This is a genomic window from Helicovermis profundi (assembly GCF_033097505.1).
Taxonomy (GTDB): domain Bacteria; phylum Bacillota; class Clostridia; order Peptostreptococcales; family Acidaminobacteraceae; genus Helicovermis; species Helicovermis profundi.
Map to the genome: position 1 here is coordinate 232,439 of NZ_AP028654.1, position 18,503 is coordinate 250,941.

At 26.9% G+C, this 18,503-nt stretch carries 17 protein-coding genes; 7 read left to right on the forward strand and 10 right to left on the reverse strand.

Translation table 11 applies throughout. From position 1 onward, the window contains the following. Positions 1 to 20: 20 nt before the first annotated feature. On the reverse strand, positions 21 to 2,510 hold the full coding sequence (locus tag AACH12_RS00950) for a DEAD/DEAH box helicase family protein (protein WP_338536215.1): 2,490 nt from the start codon (positions 2,508 to 2,510) through the stop codon (positions 21 to 23). Positions 2,511 to 2,600: 90 nt separating this feature from the next. On the opposite strand from AACH12_RS00950, the gene AACH12_RS00955 reads away from it, so the two are divergent. The 5 genes from AACH12_RS00955 to AACH12_RS00975 all read left to right on the forward strand — a co-directional run bounded on the left by AACH12_RS00955 (position 2,601) and on the right by AACH12_RS00975 (position 5,919). After that, the gene (locus AACH12_RS00955; RefSeq protein ID WP_338536216.1) at positions 2,601 to 2,909 is read left to right on the forward strand and encodes a nucleoside triphosphate pyrophosphohydrolase; all 309 of its coding nucleotides are present in this window, start codon (positions 2,601 to 2,603) and stop codon (positions 2,907 to 2,909) included. A gap of 45 nt (positions 2,910 to 2,954) precedes the next feature. Continuing rightward, the gene (locus AACH12_RS00960) at positions 2,955 to 3,500 is read left to right on the forward strand and encodes a BMC domain-containing protein (protein WP_338536217.1); all 546 of its coding nucleotides are present in this window, start codon (positions 2,955 to 2,957) and stop codon (positions 3,498 to 3,500) included. Positions 3,501 to 4,078: 578 nt separating this feature from the next. Then, positions 4,079 to 4,396 carry a PadR family transcriptional regulator gene (locus AACH12_RS00965; protein ID WP_338536218.1) on the forward strand — a complete coding sequence of 106 codons (318 nt, stop codon included), beginning with the start codon at positions 4,079 to 4,081 and terminating at the stop codon, positions 4,394 to 4,396. Then, the gene (locus AACH12_RS00970; RefSeq protein ID WP_338536219.1) at positions 4,377 to 5,294 is read left to right on the forward strand and encodes a hypothetical protein; all 918 of its coding nucleotides are present in this window, start codon (positions 4,377 to 4,379) and stop codon (positions 5,292 to 5,294) included. Before AACH12_RS00965 ends, AACH12_RS00970 begins: the two co-directional genes overlap by 20 nt. Before the next feature lie 4 nt (positions 5,295 to 5,298). After that, the gene (locus AACH12_RS00975) at positions 5,299 to 5,919 is read left to right on the forward strand and encodes a hypothetical protein (protein ID WP_338536220.1); all 621 of its coding nucleotides are present in this window, start codon (positions 5,299 to 5,301) and stop codon (positions 5,917 to 5,919) included. 66 nt (positions 5,920 to 5,985) lie between these two features. Here AACH12_RS00975 and AACH12_RS00980 read toward each other — a convergent pair whose 3' ends face one another. Continuing rightward, on the reverse strand, positions 5,986 to 6,207 hold the full coding sequence (locus tag AACH12_RS00980; protein WP_338536221.1) for a hypothetical protein: 222 nt from the start codon (positions 6,205 to 6,207) through the stop codon (positions 5,986 to 5,988). A gap of 23 nt (positions 6,208 to 6,230) precedes the next feature. On the opposite strand from AACH12_RS00980, the gene AACH12_RS00985 reads away from it, so the two are divergent. After that, on the forward strand, positions 6,231 to 7,160 hold the full coding sequence (locus AACH12_RS00985; RefSeq protein WP_338536222.1) for a TRM11 family SAM-dependent methyltransferase: 930 nt from the start codon (positions 6,231 to 6,233) through the stop codon (positions 7,158 to 7,160). Between the two features lie 104 nt (positions 7,161 to 7,264). On the opposite strand, the gene AACH12_RS00990 is transcribed toward AACH12_RS00985, so the two are convergent. The 5 genes from AACH12_RS00990 to AACH12_RS01010 all read right to left on the reverse strand — a co-directional run bounded on the left by AACH12_RS00990 (position 7,265) and on the right by AACH12_RS01010 (position 12,700). Then, positions 7,265 to 8,542 (reverse strand): alpha-amylase family glycosyl hydrolase, encoded by a 1,278-nt coding sequence (locus tag AACH12_RS00990; protein ID WP_338536223.1) that lies wholly within the window; start codon positions 8,540 to 8,542, stop codon positions 7,265 to 7,267. A 45-nt stretch (positions 8,543 to 8,587) separates the two neighbouring features. Then, complete coding sequence (locus tag AACH12_RS00995; protein WP_338536224.1) at positions 8,588 to 9,586, reverse strand: LacI family DNA-binding transcriptional regulator; 999 nt, start codon at positions 9,584 to 9,586, stop codon at positions 8,588 to 8,590. 25 nt (positions 9,587 to 9,611) lie between these two features. Beyond that, complete coding sequence (locus tag AACH12_RS01000; protein WP_338536225.1) at positions 9,612 to 10,472, reverse strand: sugar ABC transporter permease; 861 nt, start codon at positions 10,470 to 10,472, stop codon at positions 9,612 to 9,614. After that, positions 10,472 to 11,392 carry a carbohydrate ABC transporter permease gene (locus AACH12_RS01005; protein ID WP_338536226.1) on the reverse strand — a complete coding sequence of 307 codons (921 nt, stop codon included), beginning with the start codon at positions 11,390 to 11,392 and terminating at the stop codon, positions 10,472 to 10,474. The genes AACH12_RS01000 and AACH12_RS01005 overlap by 1 nt, the downstream gene beginning before the upstream one ends. A 75-nt stretch (positions 11,393 to 11,467) precedes the next feature. Continuing rightward, positions 11,468 to 12,700 carry a maltose ABC transporter substrate-binding protein gene (locus tag AACH12_RS01010; RefSeq protein ID WP_338536227.1) on the reverse strand — a complete coding sequence of 411 codons (1,233 nt, stop codon included), beginning with the start codon at positions 12,698 to 12,700 and terminating at the stop codon, positions 11,468 to 11,470. A 144-nt stretch (positions 12,701 to 12,844) separates the two neighbouring features. Between AACH12_RS01010 and AACH12_RS01015 the strand changes: the two genes are divergently transcribed. Continuing rightward, positions 12,845 to 14,284 carry an alpha-amylase family glycosyl hydrolase gene (locus AACH12_RS01015; RefSeq protein ID WP_338536228.1) on the forward strand — a complete coding sequence of 480 codons (1,440 nt, stop codon included), beginning with the start codon at positions 12,845 to 12,847 and terminating at the stop codon, positions 14,282 to 14,284. Between the two features lie 133 nt (positions 14,285 to 14,417). Here the strand turns inward: AACH12_RS01015 and AACH12_RS01020 are convergent, their stop codons facing one another. From AACH12_RS01020 to AACH12_RS01030, 3 genes are all read right to left on the reverse strand, one after another. Further along, positions 14,418 to 15,329, reverse strand: a complete 912-nt coding sequence (locus tag AACH12_RS01020) for a PucR family transcriptional regulator (protein WP_338536229.1) — start codon at positions 15,327 to 15,329, stop codon at positions 14,418 to 14,420. 4 nt (positions 15,330 to 15,333) lie between these two features. After that, a complete protein-coding gene (locus tag AACH12_RS01025; RefSeq protein WP_338536230.1) occupies positions 15,334 to 16,425 on the reverse strand; it encodes an ABC transporter ATP-binding protein in 1,092 nt (363 codons plus the stop codon). 95 nt (positions 16,426 to 16,520) lie between these two features. After that, positions 16,521 to 18,464, reverse strand: coding sequence for a sensor histidine kinase (locus AACH12_RS01030; RefSeq protein WP_338536231.1), 1,944 nt, complete (start codon positions 18,462 to 18,464; stop codon positions 16,521 to 16,523). Between the last annotated feature and the right edge of the window lie 39 nt (positions 18,465 to 18,503).

Sequence of the window (18,503 nt, forward strand, 5' to 3'; positions counted from 1 at the left end):
TTAAAATAGTTTGTGTTCATTTATTGTAAAAGTTTTAATATAGCTTCTTCTTTTTTTAGAAGATTATCTTTAAGAAATTTAAGTCTTCTATATTCGATAACATCCTTAAATTGATTAATAAATTCTTCGTTCTTAATAAATTCTGCTAGTTTTTTATTGAGAATAAATTCATTATCTACTAAAGTAAAGAATTTGCTTTCTGTTTTACTTAAAAATTTTATTGGATTTCTATATGCTAATTTAATGTAATCGTAATTAGTCCAATTTTTATAATTTCTAGTACTACTATCTTTTATCATATCTAGTCTATGTTGACCAATAGAATAAAAATGTTTGAAATTCTTTGATATATCGTTATCTGTTATTGTCATTTGTATGTTTCCATCATTATAAAAAGAAAGAAGTATAGGTAACTTATATAATTTATTCATTGATGTTAATTCTAACATATTAATAAATTTATGAGAAAATGTATTATATATGGTTGATTCTTTATTTTTTTCAAGACGGTTGATTGACTCTATATAGTCTCTAAATAAATTGTTTTTACTTTTCTTTCTCATTGTTTGGTATAAGTCTTCATTAAAATAAGTAAATAGTTCTACTCTTGTAGGAACTTTGCCTAAGTCTTCTTTAATTCTAAAATATTCTTCATCAATTTTTTCTTGTATCGTTCTAGAATCGTTATTATATTTTTCAAATAAATCTATAATTTGCATATCAAAATTTATTTTACATCCATCTGGAAGAAAATCATTATTTAGAAGTTTGTTTATATTAATTTTACTATTACTTAGTATTTTGTGTTTTCCAGAAAGTAATATAGGAGCGAGGTTAATTTTTTTATAGTTGCCTATAAAATCTAGTACAGTTAGGAACTTTTTATTTTTTTCTAGTCGTAGCCCTCTTCCTAGTTGTTGCAAAAATACTATTGAAGATTCTGTTGGTCTAAGCATGAGTACTGTGTCAAGAGACCTTATATCAATACCCTCGTTAAATATATCTACTGCAAATATTATTTTTATATTTCCTTCTTTTAAATCTGTTAATGCTTTATCCCGATTATTTGATTTACTATGAACTGCAATGGAAGGTATATTCATTTTATTAAAAAATTTTGCCATATTTTCTGCATGATTAATATTAACACAAAATCCAAGTGCTTGTTTTGAATGATGTCTTTTGTAATGTTTTAGTATTAAATTATATCTCTCTTTATTAATAAGTGATTTTTCTAATTCTTTTTCTATATATTTTCCATTTATAAATGAAATATTATTATAATTTATAGTTTCATCATATATTCCATAGTAATGGAAGTTTGATAGCCATCCTTTATTAATTGCTGAAAATAAATCTACTTCATATGCAACATTATAATCACAATATGCATAGATATCTTTATTATCCATTCTATCGGGTGTTGCTGTTAAGCCAAGTAAAAATTTTGGATTAAAATAATTAAGTAATTTTTGATAAGAATTAGCAGCGCTGTGATGGAATTCATCTATTACTATATAGTCAAAGTAATCACTAGAAAAATCTAATAGGTTTTTATTTAATGTTTGTATTGAAGCTATTATTATATTTGAATTAGTATTTTTTTCTATAGCATTATAGTAACTTATACTTTGATTAGGTCTTATTTTAGCAAATGTATTATAAGCTTGTTTAAGAATTTCATTTCTATGGGCAATAAATAAAACTCTTTTAAAATTTTTCGAGTCAAATGCTGCTAAAAAAGTTTTTCCAACACCGGTAGCTGCAACTACGAGTGCTTTATTATTTCCTTCATTTCGTGTTCTATTAAGTTCATAGAGTGCTTCAATTTGGATATCTTTGGGTGATGCAATAGGGGTTATATTATACTCTAAATTTGATTCTGCAATTTTATATTGACTATCATAGGAACCTTCTTTAGCTAAATGACCTATCGTCTTATTATTTAGTGAATAAGTGTGAATTTTTGGAGTTTTTCTTAACATAGAATAACTTTTTAAAATTTCATCTGTTACATAATAGCTTTCACTATTAAATATTTTTTCAAATTCATTTTCATAACCAGTATATGATTTTATATCATTACTTTTTTTTATTCTATAGTTCCATTCAACACCAATCATTAAAGCTGTCTTTGATAAATTTGATGAACCAATATATAAATAATCTTCATTTTCGGTATTAAAAAAATATGCTTTAGGATGAAAACTTCTTTTTTCATCTGAATAGAATTTAATTTCGCCATGACCATTTAAGAGGGTTTTTAATTTATAAATAGCTGTAGGATCAGTAATACCTAAGTACGTTCCTGTAATAAGTCTAAATGGAATTTTATTATCTCTAATATATTCAAATTCATTTTTTAAAGCATCTATTCCAGACGTTTTTATAAATGCTACAATTACATCAATTTTCTTTGATTTATATATCATTTCTTTGATATAATTTATTAGTAGATGATCTGAATTTGTGCAGTAGTTAATATTAGTATCTAAATTTGTTTTATACATAATAGCACCTCAATAATAATATTTCGACGGTAATATTATTTTACCTTTATTATATATCAAGTACCATTAATCAATCATAAGGAGACTAAAATGAAAACTTACAATAAACTCGTAAGAGATAAAATTCCACAAATAATAGAAGAATCGGGTAAAGAGTGTTCTATAAAGTATGCTGATAAAGATGAAACTCTAAAATATTTAATTAGTAAATTTGATGAGGAAATTAAAGAGTTTAAAGAAGAATATAGTGTAGAAGAATTAGCTGATATTTTAGAAATTATATATGGTATTACTAATAATATGGGTATTGATTTTAGTGAACTTGAAATGATTCGAAAGAAAAAATATGAGGAACGTGGTGGTTTTAATGAGGGAATTATTTTAGAAAAAGTTTGGTAATGATGATAACTCTTATTAAGTAATCTATTTACGGAGGTAAAAAAATTGGGTAAAGCAATTGGAGTAATGGAATTTAGGAGTATAGGTAAAGGGATTGAATCGTTAGATGCAATGTTAAAATGTGCTAGTGTATCAGTTATTTTAAGTAGGATTATTTGCATTGGTAAGTATTTTGTTATTATAACTGGTGATGTGGCAGCAGTTGAAAATGCTATTAATACTGGAAATATTATAGGTACAAACGAAGTAAAGGGAAGTTTAATTATACCAAGTGTTGCTGAAGGTGTATTAGAAAAAATAAATGTAAAAATCGATAAATCGGATATTAAAGCTCTGGGAATAGTTGAAACTAAGAGTTTGGCTTATGGTATACTTGCAGCAAATAGTGTAAAAAAATCATCAAATGTAGAATTATTAAAAGTTTCAATTATGCTTGGATTGGGTGGGAAATGCCTTGTTTTATTTACAGGAGATGTTGCTTCGGTAGAAAGTGCACTTGAATATACTAAAAATAAGATTAATGATAATCCTAAAATTGTTTCTGCTATATCAATACCTTCACCATCTAAGGAATTGATTGACGCCTTATAGTTATTAATTTAAACAATAATCATCATAAAAATCGGAGAAATCATGGAAATAAATAAATATCTGTACCAAGTATAAATAGTAGAAACAACTAAAAAACCAATTTCAAAACTTAATTATTGTAGTGTGTTGGTTGATTATAAAAAAGTTGTTTCATGAAAGTGTACTTGATACAAAAATGAACAAATAATGTTACATTCTACCTAAAAAACTACAATTTTTATACTCAATACTCAATACCACATTCTACTAGGAGTAAACCCTCTAACTTCGCCTTTTAGATTTTCCAAATCACCCTTATATCTTGGAATTAGATGGATATGTAGATATACGTCTTTTATAGTGTTTAAGTATTAAATTAATCTTTCTTTTAAAAAATCTAGAAGATATAAAAAAATATGTAGAAAAAGTTATCCGTTAATGTAAGAAGGCTGTTAAATGAAGAAAACTAGGACAATTTACATATAACAAATTTATAGAATAATTTAGTTTAAATCTAAATTCAAAACATTGACAATAAGATAACAATGTGTTATACATAGAATAGCAAGGCATAGTAATTCTATGTATAGGAGGTTATTTTGAATAGAGAACTTTTAAAAGGTACTACAGAAGTAATGATATTAAAGATGATTGAAACGGAACCTATGTACGGTTATGGAATGATAAAAAATTTTGAAATTATGTCAAAGGGAACTTTTAAATTTAAAGAGGGGACTTTGTATCCAATTTTACATTCTCTTGAGAAAAAAAAGTACATAGAATCATTTTGGAATGTAGTTGAAGGTAGAAAAAGAAAATATTATCGTATCACAACTTTAGGAACTAGACAATTAGAAGAAAAAGAAAATGAGTGGCTTGTATTTAGCAAAGCTCTTAATGAAATCTTGGGGTGTTGATATGAAAAGAGAGCTGCTTAAAAATAAGAAAATTATTGCATTTATTGAAAGTGTTGAAAAAATGCTTTATATAGAAGAAAATTCAAGTGATATAAAGAGTGAACTGCTTGATCATATTGAATGTTTAGTTAGTGATTATATGGATTCAGGATTTGATCTTGATACGTCAATTTCTAAAAGTCTATATGATATGGGTGATCCAAAAGAAATAGGATATTCTTTTGCTGATTTTGATTATATGAAGAAAAGAAAATACATACGTTTAGCATTAAAATATAGTAGTATTTTACTAATAGTACTTTTACTAATATTTGATTACACTGAAAAAATAAGAAATGGTTCTGATAATATATTATTAATTATAAATATAATAAATATATTTTTTGCCTATTCATCGAAAAATTTTATTTATCATAAAGTAAAAATGTTGGATTTAAATACTTCGCCAAATTTAATTCTCTGGTCATCTAAAAAAAGGTTTCCTTGGGAGTATTTTATATTAGGAATGTTTTTTGCTCCAATAATTTTAATGTTTATAGGACTTTACTTTATGGATGAAGGAATTAACTTAGTATCTATATTAAATATGTGGCCACTGGCAATCATATTTTACAGCACATGGGCATTTTTTTATAGTGAAAAATTTCGAATACCAAAATATATAGTAAGTGAAAATGGTCTTATAGTTAAAGGGGTATTAATATCGTGGATATATATTAAATCATATAGTTGGAGCAGTGATTATATGTCAAAAGATAATAAAGATTATAGTTTAGATTTAAAATTATTTAATAATAAAGATAATAAAAAAGTGTCGATTTATTACCTTAACAAACGTTTGTATGTCAATAGAAAGCAGAAAAACTATATGGATCAAATATTAAGAGAAAGGATTTAAATTTATGAAATATAGTGATATTAAAATAAAAGAAAAAAGAATGATAGATTGGGTAAAAAAACTAATCATTATTTTAGGAATAGTTTTAACCTTACTTTGGAGTTTGGATAGTTTTTTTAAAGCTTTAATTATGGCTATGATAAATATTAGTATTCTATTAATTTTTAACTCTACAATGAAAAAGAATAAAAAAAAGCTAGTGAAAAATCATCAAAGTGATGATGATGAAGTTTTAGAAATAATTGATCATGATTTTTTTTATGATATGAGTATTTTGCCTATTAGTTATATTTTTTTTATTAGTATTTCTTATATAATAATTATTGTTTCTGTATTTGGAAATTCGCAATTCATATTTATAACATATATTATAATTTCTATATTTTTTATTATTTTATATAAAAAGAAAAGTTGTTTTACATATGTTAATGAATATTTTACAAATAGTGGAGTTGTAGTTCGTGGCGTTTTACATCCGTTTGACAAAATAAAGAAATTTAATTTTATAAAATTTAGAAAAGGTGGTTACTTATTTGAAGCAAATGATGGTGAAAATTATATAAAATTTAGAATTAATGAAAATCAAAAAGAAGAACTTTCTAATCTTCTAAGTAAAGAAGCCTAAAATAGAGTTAAGTTACTACTTAACTCGTAATTTAAACAATAACAAATCATTAAAAAATCGGAGCAATTATGAAATCAAATAAATCAGAAAAACCACATCAAAATAAAAAAAATGCATTAGATTTAAATGAAAATCTAAATGAAAATCTAAATCTAAATCTAAATGAAAATCTAAATCTAAATGAAAATCTAAATCTAAATCTAAATCTAAATCTAAATCTAAATCTAAATCTAAATCTAAATCTAAATCTAAATCTAAATCTAAATCTAAATCTAAATCTAAATGCAAATGCAAATGCAAATTCAATATATATGTATAATGTAAATTATTCAGAGTATGAAGAAGACCTTTGCAATATAGAAGTAAGGTCATTATTTAATATGGAATTAAAAGATAAAATATTTTATTCTAAAGTAAAAATTGATCCTTCTATAAGTCCCTTTATAAAAAATAGATTTAAGATTATTTATAAGACATTAAATTTTGAAGATTTACTTATTTTTGTAGAGAATGATAAAACTTTGAAAGAAGATTTTATTGTTAAGTATTTAAAATTACTTAGTGGTGATCCATACGCTGCTAATAGAAATTCATTTTGTAAAAAAGTAGCTAGTAAGTTTAGAATGGATCCTAATTATAGGTCTCCTAAAATTATGTATGCAATAACATTTTATAAAGGGTTTTGGTATTTTGGTGAACTTACTAAAAATAATTACAAGTGGCGTAATCATAACAATAGGCCTTATACTTATTCTAATTCTTTAAAGATAAATATGGCAAAAGTACTAATCAATATTGCAGGTAAAGGTGATTTATCAAAGACGATTGTTGATCCACTTTGCGGTGCAGGTACGGTTTTACTTGAAGGGTGTTTTGCAGGATATGATATTAGTGGATATGATATTGGTGAAAAAATATCAAATAGTGCTAAAGAAAATGTTAAGTTTTTTTCCTATAAGGCCAAAGTAACTAATAAAGCCATTCAGGATGTAAATGCTCACTACGATGTATCGATTGTAGATTTGCCTTATGGTTTGCGTAGTCAAATTACACCTGAAGGACAAAGGGTGATAATAGAAAATGCTAAAAGAATATCAGATAGAATTATTGTAGTATCGTCAAAAGATATTTCACTTATGATAGAAAATGAAAATCTTAAAATAGTTGATAAATGTAAGTTTATAAAAAGTGTAAAGAGAGATTTTGCAAGATATGTTTGGGTCTGTGAGCATGATGCTTAGTTAAATAGAAATAGATCATATCAAAAAAAACGCTTATTTTAATAGTAATTAGTCAATCAAAAAAACTGTCTACTATTATGATAAGCGTTTTAAATATGTGTGCATTATTTTATTTTTTTAAAAATTAGTGGTTTATTAATTTTTGTTGGTTTCGCACTATTAATAACGGTATTCTCTAAAATATTGATGTAATTTCCAATTAAATTTAAATCACATGATATAGGTTTTTCGCTGAAATTAATAAGTGCAAGGAGTTGGTCACGGTCATATCTTATAACTAACAAGTCTTCATTTATTACTTCATATTTTACCTTATCTGTCTTAAAAATTTCATCTTTAGTAAGTGTGTTTAATGTATTTATTAAGTTTACATACTCTGGCATAGTGCCATCAAAATTCACTGGATCTTTTTCAAATAAACTTGGTGTAAAGGTATCTTTTGTTTCTTGGCCAGCATATACTAGAGTAGCTCCTTTTAAAAGATATGAAAGTATAGTAAAATTGATTTTTTCATCCATAGTTTTAACAAGTGAGCTCATTCTCTTTTGATCATGATTTTCAATGAACCTTAATTTCACATAATTTTTAGGATATATTTTATCTTGATTTTTAACTGAATCTATATACTTTGTAAGTGATATTTTACCACCAATAAAATCCATATATTCAGGATGAATATCGTAGTCGTAAAGTATATCGAATGCTTGGTAGAGCTCGCTGTCGCTATATGCCTTATAGCCTAGGACACTTAATTCTTTTATAAAAGATTTGTGTACAGATTCAGCTAGCCATATAGTATTTGGATTAATTTTTGCAATTTTTTCTCTTGCTTCTTTCCAAAATTCAACAGGAACTAGAGAAGCTACGTCACATCTAAATCCATCTACTCCAAGGTCTGAGTACTCTTTTAAATAATCTATTAATAGTTTCCATAAATCTCTGTTTGAATAGTCCAAATCAATTACATCTGTCCAATCATCGGCTTTACAAATAGGTTCTCCTTTATTATTTTTAATAAAATATTTTGGATGAGTTTTGTAAAGAAGCGAATCATATGATGTGTGATTATATACAACATCGATTATAACTTTTAAATTTTCTTTATGAGATGCATCTATAAAATCTTTAAAAGATTCTTTTGTTCCGTAGTTTGGATTGATTTCTCCGTAGTCTTTTATAGAATAAGGGCAGCCAAGGGTTCCTTTTTTATTTACTGTGCCTATAGGATGGACTGGCAATAACCAAATTGCATCAAAGTTCATTGATTTAATTCTTTTAAGATCGTTTTTTAGACCATCAAAAGTATTGATTTTACCGTGATTTCTTAAATAAATAGAGTATATTGAAAGATTTCTTAAATCTTTACTTGTATTTTTTGCCATAAAGCACCTCTTTTATTTGTTATTTGTTATTTGCTATTCATTTATTTATTTACTTGTTCTATCAATTAATTTTGTCTCAACAATTATATGGTTATTAATCATTTCTTGGTTATTTAGTTTTGCTATAAGTAATTTCGCTACAGAATATCCAAGACCCTCTGAATCTATGTCGATTGACGTTATGGAGTGTGACTGAAATTCGTAGGTAGGTACATTGTTAAACCCTGTGATTTCAACTTCCTTAATATTTTCTTCTTTAAGAAATTTGTTTGCTCCAAATGCAAGTAAATCATCAGTTGTTACTATAGCTGTAGGTGAAAAGTTTTTAAATATTTTCTTGCAGGCTCTGTAACCTGAATTAACATCAAAGCCACTTTCATGAATTATTTTATCATCATTTACTATATAGCCTTTTGCTGAAAGAGCCATTTTATAGCCTTTAAGTCTGTCTTTTGAGAACATAAATTCACTTGGACCACCTATAAATGCTATATCTTTATGACCTTGTGCAATTAAGTGGTTCACTAATTCATACATTGCTTTAAAATTGTCATTATCTACCCAAAGAATGCTATCAGTATTTTCAGGTCTTCCAATTACGGCAAATGGAAAATCTTCTTTCTTCAAATGTTTAATAATAGGGTCGTTTTCAAGTGCGGTTAGTAAGATTATACCATCTACCAAATTACTATAAATATATTCTTGAATATACTCTTTTTCTTCTTTTTCGTTCTTTGAATATGTGTACATAATATGATAACCGTGTTTTTGGGCATATATACTTATTCCTCTTAGAACATCAATAAAAAAAGGGTTTTTAAATAAATTTTCATTCGAATTGGGAATAATTAACCCTAAAATATTGGTTTTATTGCTTACCAAACTCCTTGCGATAACATTAGGTCTATAGTGGAGTTCTTTTAAAGTTTTATGAACTTTTTCCTTAGTTTTATCTGAAATTCTTGGATTATTAGCAATCACCCTCGACACTGTAGAGGGTGATACATTTGCTTTTTTTGCGACGTCTTTAATTGTAACTTTCATAAAATCACTTCCTAGATAAAAAATATTATCCTTTTACTCCGCCAAGAGTAAGTCCGCCAACAAGGTATTTGGATAAGCTTACAAACAATATTACTACTGGTATAGTGGTAATAATGGCAGCAGCCGAGTATACACCCCACTCTGCAGTAAAATCCATTTGAAGTTGAACTAATCCTACTGGTAAAGTTATTAAATCGGGTTTTCTTAGTATAATTTGCGCTACGATATATTCTGACCAAGCACTCATAAATGCAAATAATGCTGATATTGCAAGTGCAGGAGTCGCTAAAGGTAATATAACTTTATAAAATGCTGTAAATGAGTTGCATCCATCAATATATGCGCTTTCTTCAAGTGATTTTGGAATGGTATCAAAATAGCCTTTCATAAGCCAAACCGTAAATGGTACAGCTGTAGCAGTATAAGGTATTAACAGTCCAAAAAAGTTGTTTATTAAGTGTAGTTTAGTAATCATAATAAACATTGGAAGAAGTAACATTGGTGCTGGAAACATCTGCGTTACTAGAAATAACATCATAGATGTTTTTTTGCCGTAAAAATTAAATCTTGAAAAAGCGTAGCCAGCACTTGCTGAAAGTGTGAGTCCGGTAATAGCTGTCATGGTTGATACGGCTAGACTGTTTCTTATCCATATTAGTAAGTCTTTTTCAAATAGAGCTTTTCTATAATTGTCTAAAGACCAGTTGTCTGGTATTATTTTTAAATCTGTTAAAAATAATGAGTCATTTGATCTAAGAGAAACTGAAAAAACATTTAGTAGTGGATAAACTGAGATAATAACAAACACTATAAGTATTAAATATATTAATATAGTTTTTAATTTTGAATCATTTTTTTCAAAATGTGATGATAAATTTTTTTTCATTAGTCTACCTCCTTCATAATACCAGTTTTTCTTACATAAAATAGTGAGAAAACTAATAACATTAAAAATATTACTACGGAGTAGGCAGCAGCATAGCCATATCTATAGAAATTAAATGCAAGTCTATAAACTTCAGTTACAAGAATTTGAGTCTTTTCATTTCCAAATCCACCTGCTATTAAAATTATTACATTTATTTGATTAAATGTCCATACAGTACCAAGAATAATTGCGGGAGTCATAACTGGTTTTAAAAGTGGAAGTGTAATATTCTTAAATTTTTGAAAATTTGATGCTCCGTCAATTTCTGCAGCTTCGTAAAGAGATGCATCAATTGATTGAAGTCCACCAAGTGCTATCATCATCATAAAAGGTACACCAAGCCATATGTTAGTTATTATTGCTCCCACAAAAGTCATGGTAGGATCTGATAGCCAGTTGATGGGTGTAAATCCAAGTGTTTTCAAAGCAATATTAATAGCACCATATGAATAATTAAACATAGATTTCCAAGTTAATGCTGAAATATATTGTGGAACTGCCCATGGTATTATTAATAATACTCTTAAAATACTTTTCCCGGGCAATTTTCTATTTAGTAATATTGCTAAGAAAAGACCGATTGAAACATGAAAAAATACATTTACAAATGTCCAAATTATTGTTCTATTGAATGTTGAAAAAATAACACCATCTTGAAATAATCTAATATAGTTTCTTAGTCCAATAAAATCTGGATTAAAAAATTTAGTTAAACTCATATTAGTAAAAGAAAGCCACACACCATACATAAAGGGATACAAAACCATACCAAGCATAATAATCATTGCAGGCATCATATATAGATAGGGTGTAGATTTATTTATTAATTGAGAACTAGGTTTCCTTTTAGTTTTAAATTTACCAATTAATGTTGACATGTGATCCTCCTGAAAAATAAAGGGAGGTAAACCTCCCTCTAGATTAATGCATTTACTTAATGTAAATAGTTTTAATTATTCACCTTTAATAGTGTTTATTCCATCAATTGCTTTCTTTTGCATTTCTTTAGCAGCGTCTTTAGGAGTAGTGTCACCTGAAATCACAGCTTCAAGTTCAGGTCTAATTGCATCCCATATTGCTCTCATTTCTGGAATAATAGGCATTGGAGTTGTATAGTCGATTGTTGCTAAAGACGATTTTTGAAGCTCATCATTTTTAACAGAATCAAGTTCTCTTGCTTTTAAGTTTGTTGGAGCTTCCGCTTTTTGAAGAGCGATTTTAGCATCGTTTTCTGAGCTTAAGAAAAATTCAAAGAATTTATTTAAGGCTTCTTTTTTCTCTTCAGGCATAAATTTAGAGATCATATATCCTTTTGTAGAAGAGAAAGGCATACCATTAGTTCCACCAGGAACTGTTGGAAGTGGTGCGATACCAAGGTTAATTCCAGCATCTTTGTATGAAGACCAAGACCAAGCACCGTTTAGTATAATTGCAGCATTACCATCTTTAAACATTGCATCAGCCATATCATAATTCATATCAACTTCTCCAAGTTTATATTTACTTCTAATATCTGATGTAAATTGAAGTGCTTTTACCATTGCGTCAGAATCAAGCATAGGATTTCTTTTTTCATCAAATACTTGTCCGCCGTAAGCTCCAAACCATGCAACAAACCAGAATGGCTCTTTTTCGTTATATAAGAATCCGTATTTTCCATTTGCAGGATCTTGGTATTTTGAAGCTACTTTAACTAAATCATTCCAAGTTTTAGGAGCCTCTTTAATCATATCTTTATTATAAAGCATTGCAATTTGATTACCAACTACATCAGGAAGTTCCCAGTACTCTCCATCAACTTTACCGTCACTAAGAGCATTAGGAGCAAATTTCTTAAGGAAATCTTCTGATACAACATTTGTAATAGGTTGAATTAAAGTTGATGCAGTAAAAATCCCTACATTATCACTTGGACCGTATACTAAGTCTGGACCTTCACCAGCAAGAGCAGCACTTTGGAAATTTGTTCTAAGTTGCTCTGTTTCATAGTGAGTTCTAGTTACAGTTATATTTGGGTTAGCTTCCATAAATTTTGCCGCAATTTCATCAAAATTTTGACCAGAATCGTTAGGCATTTGTTCCCAAATAGTTAATTCAATATTTTGATTAACAGGTGCTTTTTTAGAGCAAGCAGTTAATGAAAATATTAGGACTAATACAAGTGATAAACTAATAATTTTTTTCATGATATCCCCCCGTATATTGTGCATTCGTTTGCACAAATTGAATAAAAAAATATTTTCTTGCATAAAAAGTATATCATTTTTATATAAATTATGCAATAATTGAATAAATAAATCATATAAAAAATTTTATAGAGGGGGAGTAATATGAAAAAACTATTGAATTTAGTAATAATGACAACCGTTTGCACAATTTTATTTACGGGGTGTACTCTAGAAAAAAAGCCAGTATCAAAGACAAACATTAAGTATCCGGTTATAAATAATGAGAGTAAATTTTCTCTAAATGATAAAATTTATTTTTTAATGGTGGATAGATTTAATGATGCTAGCGTAGAAAATAATATTGAAACTAATAAAAATGTTAAAACAACTTTTCATGGTGGAGATATTTTGGGTGTAAAGGAAAAGCTTGATTATATTAAGAGTATGGGATTTACTGCAATATGGATAACGCCAGTTGTTGATAATGATTTGGGTGGATATCATGGTTATTGGGCAAAAGATTTTTATAATGTTGATGAAAATTTTGGAACAATTGAAGATTTAAAAGAATTAACACAAGAAGCTCATAAAAAAGGAATCAAGATTATTCTTGATTATGTAGTTAATCATACTGGACCTAAAAGTGATTTGTTAACTGATGGAAAACATGAAAATTGGTTTCACTACAAAAAAATTATTAATGATTATACTAATAAAGAGGAAGTTGAAGATGGCTGGCTTGCCGGTCTTCCTGATTTAAATACGGAAAATCCAGATGTAAGAAAATATTTAATAGATAATGCTATTTGGTGGATAAAGGAAACTAATGTAGATGGTTTTAGACTTGATACAGTTAGGCACGTTCCAGAAAGCTTTTGGAATGAGTTCTCTTATAAAATCAAAGAACAATATCCTGATTTCTATATGATTGGTGAAGTTTGGGATAGTAATGTAGATACTCTTGAAAAATATCATGAACTTGGGCTCGATGGTCTTCTCGATTATTCTTTGTATTATGGTATTAAAGATACTTTTAAAGATGGAGGTTTTGTTACTAAATTACTTAAAGCAATTGAAAATGATAAGAAATTTAAAGATCCATCATTAAATGGAATATTTATTGATAACCACGATAATGCTAGATATTTTTCATTGGTTAGATATAATGTTAATTATTTAAAAGAAGCTCTAACATTTATGTATTCATATCCGGAAATTCCAATTGTATATTACGGAACTGAAATTCCAATGAAGGGCGGAAATGACCCAGATAATAGAAAAGATATGCAGTGGAACAAAGTTAAAGATTCAAAAATTATCCCTTATATTAAAATGTTAAATAGTTTTAGAGATAAATATGTTAGTAATTTTAAAGTAGTAGCAAATGATAATAAATTTATTGCCTATGAAGTCAGTAAAGGAAATAGTAAAGCTCTAGTAATATCAAATGTATACAATGGTGAAAAAAATATTTCTTTTGAATATAAAGCAAAAAGCTTAATAAATTATGAGACTAAAGAAGATTTAAGCAAGTATCTTGTAAATGGTAAAATTACAATGACTTTAAAAGAAAGTGAAAATATAATTTTAATAGTAAAATAAAAAATGTATTAATTAAACTAAGATAGGATTATATAATTCAATTTTTACTAATTTGGCAATGTATAAAACAAAGGATAAAGCCACAAATTTATATGAAATTTGTGGCTTTATCTTATTTGGAGGGAACGTGTCTTTATTTTTCAATTAAATTATCATATAGATAATTTAGATAAAAATTAATGGCTTCATGAAATTTTCTTATATCATAACCAGTTATGATAAGTATTTTTTTAAGTCTATAAACTAAAGTGTTTCTATGAATATATAGTTTGTTAGCAGCTTCAGTAATATTTAAATTGCTTTCGAAAAATATAAGGGCTGAATTAAGTAATTCTTCATCTAATGTATATCTATTGTTCTTTTGAAATATATCTTTTAAATAATTGAGATTATCTTCATTTTTAATATTTAGGAAAATATTTGGTAATAGTAGCTTATTAAATTCATAAACATTGTTTTTAGAGCGTACTATTTTTGAAAATTCTTTTAAGGTATCTAGATTTAAATGTGCATCATAGATATCTTTACCGCATGTAACTTCATAGCTTACATACAAAGAAATATCTGAAAGAATTTCTGATTCTAAGTCACAATAAACATCTTCAATAGAGTTTTCTTCTTCTATTGGAATTTGCTTAAATACAATAATAGAATTTTCGTTTTTTTCAAAAACAATATCTTTTGGATATATTGATTTAATAATTTTCATAATATCTTTTGAATTACCTGAAGATGCTATTTCCCAAATATAAAATGGATAAGTAATATCAAGACTCATATTCTTATATGAATTTTTATTATTTAATATATCTATAAAAGTATTGTTAGTCTCTAAAAATTCTTCTAAAAGGTATTTTAATAGAGCTTTTTCTCTTTTTTCAAGAATTTTATCCTTAATATAAACACCTTTATTTATTCCAACAGGAATATAATCTTTAAAAGTTTCTTTAATTAAATTATTTGGAATATAGGTGTTTGCATTAGTTTTTAAAATAACTTCAGTGTTAAAAAGAGTGTTAAGTTTTTCGATTAATTCAATATACATATTATCACCAATTTATAATTTTATTTCCGCTCTCTTTATCAAATAAATGAATTTTACTTTCATCAAATGATACAGTTATCTTATCGCCAATTTTAAAGTTCATATTATGAGTTTCTTTAGCGATAAATTGTTCACCATTTATACTATAGTAAATGTAGATTTCGCTTCCAAGAAGTTCAGTAACATCGACAGTTACTTCAAATCCGCCTTTATCGATTAGTATATTTTCTGATCTAATTCCCATAAGTACTTCTTTACCAATATATCCGCCATCTTTTACAGAAGAAGCCATTTCTTTAGTTAATGGTAATTTAAGTCCATTATATTCTATAAGAACGTTACCATTTTCTTCTTTTATTACAGAGTTCATAAAATTCATTTGAGGTGAACCAATAAATCCAGCTACAAAAGTATTTGTAGGATTTTGGTAAATGTTTTTTGGTGTATCTACTTGTTGAATTTCACCTTTATTCATAACGCAAATTCTTGTTCCCATTGTCATGGCTTCAGTTTGATCATGAGTAACGTATACAAAAGTGGTATCTAGTCTATTATGAAGCTTGATTAATTCAGATCTTGTTTGAACTCTAAGTTTTGCGTCAAGATTTGAAAGTGGTTCATCCATTAAGAATACTTCTGGTTCTCTTACAATAGCACGTCCAAGTGCAACTCTTTGTCTTTGACCACCTGAAAGTTGCTTTGGTTTTCTTTTAAGTAAATCTTCTATTCCTAGTATAGATGCTGCATTTTCAACTTTTGATTTTATTTTGTCTTTTGGATATTTTCTTAGTTTAAGACCAAATGCCATATTATCATAAATAGTCATATGAGGATATAGGGCATAATTTTGGAATACCATTGCTATATTTCTGTCTTTTGGAGCTACTTCATTTACAGTTTTTTCTCCAATTAGTAGTTCGCCATCAGATATTTCCTCAAGTCCTGCAATCATTCTAAGAGTAGTTGTTTTTCCACAACCAGATGGTCCAACTAGAACCATGAATTCTTTGTCTTTGATTTCTAAATCAATATTTTTAACTGCGTTAAAACCATTTGGATACACTTTGTTGATTTTTTTAAGAATTACATTTGACATATTATCACTCCGATTTTTTTATTATAAATTAATTATACTCTAAAAAATCAATTCTTGTTATTGGAATAACGTACAAACATTGTTTGGATTTATGTTCAATTAATACAATCAACATCATTAATTTTGAATGTGATAATGAAAGTAACGCCCGAATTTACTTTACTTATGCACTTTATTTCTCCCAATAGTAGTTGGCGAACAATATTGAATACAATATGCATTCCGAGTCCAGAATTGCCTTCTATTCTATTGGTTGTGTAAAAAGGTTCATACATTTTTTCTTGAGTATCTTCAGAGATACCTTTCCCGTTGTCTGAATAGATTATTGAAATATTTTCTTTGTCTATTTTACAATCGATTGTAATAATACCTTCGTTTTTATTTGCAAATCCATGTGTTAGTGAATTTATAATTAAATTATTGAATAACTGAGTAAAGGCACTTGGGTAGTTTTTGATTATAACTTCTTCACTAATGTTATTTGTAATTATAATGTTCTTTTTTTTATATAAAGGTTTTAGACTGAGAATAGTCATATCAGTAATATCTTTTAGATTTATTAGTATTTTTTCATCTGTTGCTTGATGAACTGCAAGTTTTTTAAAGTTATTTACTAAATTAGCAGCATGGTTTAAATTGGTGTTTAGTATATTAGAAGATTCATTTACTGAGTGAATGAAATTTAGTAAATCACTTTTTTTCAATTTGTCACTCATAATGTTTTTTTCTAAAGAATGATTAAGTTTTTCAATATAACTCGCAGTTGTAACACTCACACCAAGTGGAGTATTTATTTCATGAGCTACTCCTGCAACTAAATTACCAAGGGATGCTGCTTTTTCAGTTTCTAAAATATATTTGTATTGAGACTCAAGTTCTTCGTTTTTCATAGTAATTGTGTTTTCTAGAAGTTTTTTCTCGTTTCTAAAATAATTTATTAGCACTTGAAATGAATTTGAAATTTCGCCTATTTCATCATTTCGAATAAGATAATCATTAGGTATATTTTTATTAAGTTTTCTATTATTAATATCAGTCGCAAATACTACTAACGATTTAAGTGGTAATGTAAAATGATTAGCAATAAAATATATAACTAATAATATCAAAACTAAGGTAATAAATATTACAGTAAATATTTTGTATTTAAGTATTTTTAAAAAAGCAAGCGCATTATCTTTATCAATTAGTGATACTATTCTCCAATCGTTTGCTACTTTATATGAATAGAGAAAGTAGGATTTTCTGTTATAATTTATTAAATTTAAGTTGTTGTTTGGATTGATTATTAAATTTTTATAATTACTTAGTTTATCATAGTTATTATTTAGATTTGAATCAAGGAATTTAGAGGTATCATCGTTGTAAATATATGTTCCATCTTTTGCAATCAAAAAAACTTTATCCAAATTATTTGATTTTGAATTTTTAAGTATTAAAGGTATGCTATCAAGTTTTATATCTACTGCAACAAATCCTAAAATATTTTTTTTAGTGTTTTTAATTGCTTTAATAGATGATAGTACATATTTTTTTGTTTTCCATTCTACGTAAGGTTTTGTGTATGCGACTTCATTAGAATTTAGCGCATACTTGTACCAAGGTCTTTTTTTTACTTCATATGTATTGTCGGGTATAACGTTTAAGTTATCCAAGTAAAAATTGGCTTTCTCATTCGCAACCCATGCCAAGAAAAATAAAGGGTTACTATTTTTAATATTCTGAAGTGTTTTTAGTACAGGCAAATAGTATCTATTATTTAATATAGTGTCTTTCGTGGTAGCAGTTTTTAAGTAATTAACAATATCTGAATTGAATTCCATTTGAGTTACTACTATTTTGGTTTCATCGAATATTTTATTTATATTTTTTGCAGCAAGTTTTGAGTTAAGTGCTATTTCAGTTTCTATAGATGAAAAAACTCTATTATAGGCCAAATTGTATACAAATAAATTTGTGATAATTAATGCTAAAATAACAACAGAAGAAATATATATAGCAAGTGAAGTTGAAAGTTTTTTTGTAGATTTTATTAGCATAGTGTCCTCCTTTATCTAATATGTTTTTACCCTACTATT

Excerpts from the sequence above, each read along its gene's own strand:
- AACH12_RS00975 (WP_338536220.1), top strand. The coding sequence starts at position 5,299 with ATGAAATATAGTGATATTAAAATAAAAGAAAAAAGAATGATAGATTGG.
- AACH12_RS01025 (WP_338536230.1), bottom strand. The coding sequence starts at position 16,425 with ATGTCAAATGTAATTCTTAAAAAAATCAACAAAGTGTATCCAAATGGT.
- AACH12_RS01010 (WP_338536227.1), bottom strand. The coding sequence starts at position 12,700 with ATGAAAAAAATTATTAGTTTATCACTTGTATTAGTCCTAATATTTTCA.
- AACH12_RS00950 (WP_338536215.1), bottom strand. The coding sequence starts at position 2,510 with ATGTATAAAACAAATTTAGATACTAATATTAACTACTGCACAAATTCA.
- AACH12_RS00995 (WP_338536224.1), bottom strand. The coding sequence starts at position 9,586 with ATGAAAGTTACAATTAAAGACGTCGCAAAAAAAGCAAATGTATCACCC.
- AACH12_RS01000 (WP_338536225.1), bottom strand. The coding sequence starts at position 10,472 with ATGAAAAAAAATTTATCATCACATTTTGAAAAAAATGATTCAAAATTA.
- AACH12_RS01020 (WP_338536229.1), bottom strand. The coding sequence starts at position 15,329 with ATGTATATTGAATTAATCGAAAAACTTAACACTCTTTTTAACACTGAA.
- AACH12_RS00970 (WP_338536219.1), top strand. The coding sequence starts at position 4,377 with ATGAAATCTTGGGGTGTTGATATGAAAAGAGAGCTGCTTAAAAATAAG.
- AACH12_RS01030 (WP_338536231.1), bottom strand. The coding sequence starts at position 18,464 with ATGCTAATAAAATCTACAAAAAAACTTTCAACTTCACTTGCTATATAT.
- AACH12_RS00955 (WP_338536216.1), top strand. The coding sequence starts at position 2,601 with ATGAAAACTTACAATAAACTCGTAAGAGATAAAATTCCACAAATAATA.
- AACH12_RS01015 (WP_338536228.1), top strand. The coding sequence starts at position 12,845 with ATGAAAAAACTATTGAATTTAGTAATAATGACAACCGTTTGCACAATT.
- AACH12_RS01005 (WP_338536226.1), bottom strand. The coding sequence starts at position 11,392 with ATGTCAACATTAATTGGTAAATTTAAAACTAAAAGGAAACCTAGTTCT.
- AACH12_RS00990 (WP_338536223.1), bottom strand. The coding sequence starts at position 8,542 with ATGGCAAAAAATACAAGTAAAGATTTAAGAAATCTTTCAATATACTCT.
- AACH12_RS00985 (WP_338536222.1), top strand. The coding sequence starts at position 6,231 with ATGTATAATGTAAATTATTCAGAGTATGAAGAAGACCTTTGCAATATA.